We start from the raw sequence: 3,073 nt of genomic DNA, 5'->3' as shown, positions 1-3,073 counted from the left end.
ACTGGACGCGATCGGCGGCGCGGAGCAGGGCGCCGCCGATCGCGTCCAGTTCGAGCGGGCGGGCGGCCTCGGCGTCGCGCTGCATCGACGACTTGGTGCCGGGCGGGAAGGCGTCGTAGCGGCTTAGCGCGTCGGCCGGGTCCACAGGGGCACCGACCGCCGCGCTGACCGCCGCCGTCTCCTCGACCAGGGCGGTCAGTTCCTCGCGGTGGCGGGTGCGGATCTCGCCCAGGGGCAGGCCGTAGCGGGTCGTCAGCAGGGCGAACGGGGCCAGGAACGACATCTTCGCCCACAGCACCGCCGTCTCGCCGGGCAGCACTCGGGTGGCGATGCCGGACCATTCCAGGGCCCCGGCCAGGGAGTTGAGGCGGTCGGCGGGGGCCTCGTCGCCGGTCAGGTCGACCTCCGCGAAGGGGCTGCCGTGCGCGATGACGCCCGGCGCGACCCGGGTCGACTCGACGCGGATGGTCGCGGGGGCGATGCGGGCGGTGTCGCCGTAGTGGGCGCGCAGGGCCGCCGGGTGTTCGACGCCGTTCAGGAACGGGACGACGAGGGTGCCGGGGGTCAGGGACGACGCGGGGAGGCGATCCAGGGCCGGGGCGAGGGCGGTGTGCTTCACGGCGACGAGGGCCGCGTCGACCGGTTCGCGCAGCTCGGCGGCGGTCTCCACGCGGGCGGTGAAGTCGCCGAAGCGGGCACTGGTGACGCTGATGCCGTCCTTGTCCAGGACGCGGGCGGTCTCGTCCCCCGCCAGGCAGATGACGCGGTTGCCCGCGCGGGCGAGGAGGGCGGCGAGCAGGCCGCCCACCCCGCCGGGTCCGAGCACCGCCACGGTGAGCCGTTCGTTCGTCGACATGGTCCCCTCGTCTCTGCGTCGCCTTCGTCGGCCGGCCGGCGGCCTCCGTGATGATCACAAGGGGGCAGGGTGGAGTCAATCCTCGGAGAAACTTGCCGATACCCAAGGATTCGCTTCATGCCGAGGTGGGAGTGGGTGGCAGTGGGGTCGGCGCGGGAGACTGGGCTCATGTGCCGAAGCATCAAGACTCTGCGACCGCCCGCGATCCCCGAGGAAGCCACGGAGGACGACATCCGGGCCGCCGCCCTCCAGTACGTCCGCAAGGTCTCCGGCTTCCGCGCGCCCGCCGCCCATAATCAGGAGGTATTCGATCGCGCCGTAGAAGTGATCGCGGCTGCCACGGCCGAGTTGCTGGCGGGGCTGGAGGTACGGGGAGGTCGACGCCATTAGCGCGCACTACGCGGAGTTGTGAGTTCCGTGTTTGGCGGCATTGGGCCTAGGGGAGAACCAAGACTCTGATCGACTGAGTTCAATGGTTCTCGGGGGCGGCCATGCCGGACAGTCAGAAGACGTGCTTTGTCATTTCACCCATCGGCGATCTCGGCTCCGACACGAGGTTGGGGGCTGACGACGTATTCGAACTGCTGATCCAGCCCGCTCTTGAGATGTATGGGTTCCATGTGGTCCGCGCGGACATGTTGGTCGGGGCGGGCGAGATCAACAGTGAAATAATCAGTCTGGTGCAGAATGCTGAACTCTGCATCATTGACCTTACGGGGCACAATGCCAACGTGTTCTACGAATGCGGGCGACGGCATGAGGCTGCGAAGCCGTTCATTCAGCTGATCAAGGCTGGGGAAAAGCTTCCGTTCGACGTCGCGGGAATCAGGACCATCCAGTACGACATCTCGAGTCCGCGTTCCACGCGTCGCGGTGTCGAGGATATTCGGATGGCTGTGGAGCAGTTCGAGGCGTCGGGATATCCCACGACGACCAGCGGCGTCTCAACCACGACGTTGGCGCAGGCGTTGGAACGTATGGAGAGAAAACTGGACAGTCTGGTGGCCGCCAGGCCGAGCAGTGGAGCCGCGCTTCCCTCGCTGCCTACCGTGGCCACTGGGCTCGATGACATCTTCGCCAGTCCCCAGGAGAAGTTCCTCACGGCGCTTGCCAGCGGCAATCAAGCGGGAGCCTTCGCGGCGCTCAGGCGGCTCGTCGACCTGTCGGGAAATCCCTCCATGGCGATCACCTGTGCGAGCATGCTGGCCGCAGCCGGACATGAAGAGAGTGCGGCCATGGTGCGCGACCTGCTCAACAGTAACGCCGGCAACATCGATGCCGGCTCTTTCAGGTCCGCAATAGGAGCCCTCGGAAACTTCTATCGCATGACCAATCGCGTACTGGAAGGTGTGGAGGAGCTCAAGCGCTACATTCTTCCGCTTCTGAGTGACGAGACCGTCGGGGACGATGACAAGGCGTTCCAGGCGAACCAGCTCGGTATGCTCTTCTACTCTGCCGAACGGTACGAGGAATCCCAGCGGTACACGCTCATGGCCATCGAGAAGAATCCTGGAGAAATAGCCTATAAATACAACCTCTCCATGGTCTACGAATCGCGAGGTCTGCTCGATATGGCGGAGAGTATCGTGGACGAGTACATGGCTCAGGAAGTGGAGAAGGACGCAGATCACCTAGGGCAAGCGATCGATGTATACCTCAAGTGCGAGCGATTCGATGACGTTCGCGCCCTGTATTCGCAAATGGCCCTTCAGGATCCAGGGAAAGCGTCGATCAAACTTGTTCTGAGTGACGATCTCCGCAAGGCCATCTCCCGGCCGGAGTAGCTGGCGAGGGCGGACCGCCCGTCCCTCAGCTGGGCTGCTCATCGAGCGCAGGGCGCCGCATGAAGTACGCCGCCGCCGCGCCCGCGCCGAAGAGGGCGGCCAGGGAGACCGCCGTCGCGAGCCAGGTGGGGCCCAGCCAGTGGGCGCCGAGGTAGCCGAGGGCGACGCTGTAGCCGGCCCACGCGAGGCCCGCCAACGCGGACCAGGGGAGGAAGTCGCGGGCGCGGTGGCGTGCGGCGCCCGCGCCGAGGGAGACGACCGAGCGGCCCGCGGGGGCGAAGCGGGCGATGACGACGAGCAGACCGCCGCCCCGGGCGAGCGCCGCGCCGAGACGTTCCTGCGCGGTGGTCAGGCGCCGGGAACGGGCGATCGCGCGGTCCAGGCGCGCACTGCCCGCCCACGCCAGGCGGTACGCCACGAGGTCGCCGAGGAC

The 3,073-nt window shown here is 67.1% G+C and carries 4 protein-coding genes; 2 read left to right on the top strand and 2 right to left on the bottom strand.

Going from position 1 to position 3,073, the window contains the following annotated elements; all coding sequences use genetic code 11:
* A partial coding sequence (locus tag AOK15_RS33330) for a ketopantoate reductase family protein (RefSeq protein WP_055522053.1) occupies positions 1 to 856 on the bottom strand: 856 nt, incomplete at its 3' end.
* A 168-nt stretch (positions 857 to 1,024) separates the two neighbouring features.
* Here AOK15_RS33330 and AOK15_RS33325 point away from each other — a divergent pair.
* Together AOK15_RS33325 and AOK15_RS33320 are read left to right on the top strand one after the other, a co-directional pair.
* Complete coding sequence (locus AOK15_RS33325) at positions 1,025 to 1,246, top strand: DUF2277 domain-containing protein (RefSeq protein WP_055522054.1); 222 nt, start codon at positions 1,025 to 1,027, stop codon at positions 1,244 to 1,246.
* A 101-nt stretch (positions 1,247 to 1,347) separates the two neighbouring features.
* A complete protein-coding gene (locus AOK15_RS33320; RefSeq protein ID WP_055522052.1) occupies positions 1,348 to 2,640 on the top strand; it encodes a tetratricopeptide repeat protein in 1,293 nt (430 codons plus the stop codon).
* A gap of 25 nt (positions 2,641 to 2,665) precedes the next feature.
* Here the strand turns inward: AOK15_RS33320 and AOK15_RS33315 are convergent.
* On the bottom strand, positions 2,666 to 3,073 hold a 408-nt coding region (locus AOK15_RS33315; protein WP_055522051.1), incomplete at its 5' end, for a DedA family protein.

It is taken from the genome of Streptomyces ossamyceticus, from assembly GCF_001418475.1.
Lineage (GTDB): Bacteria > Actinomycetota > Actinomycetes > Streptomycetales > Streptomycetaceae > Streptomyces > Streptomyces ossamyceticus.
The sequence above is the reverse complement of the archived record's forward strand: the minus strand, read 5'-3'. Positions and strand labels throughout refer to the sequence as shown.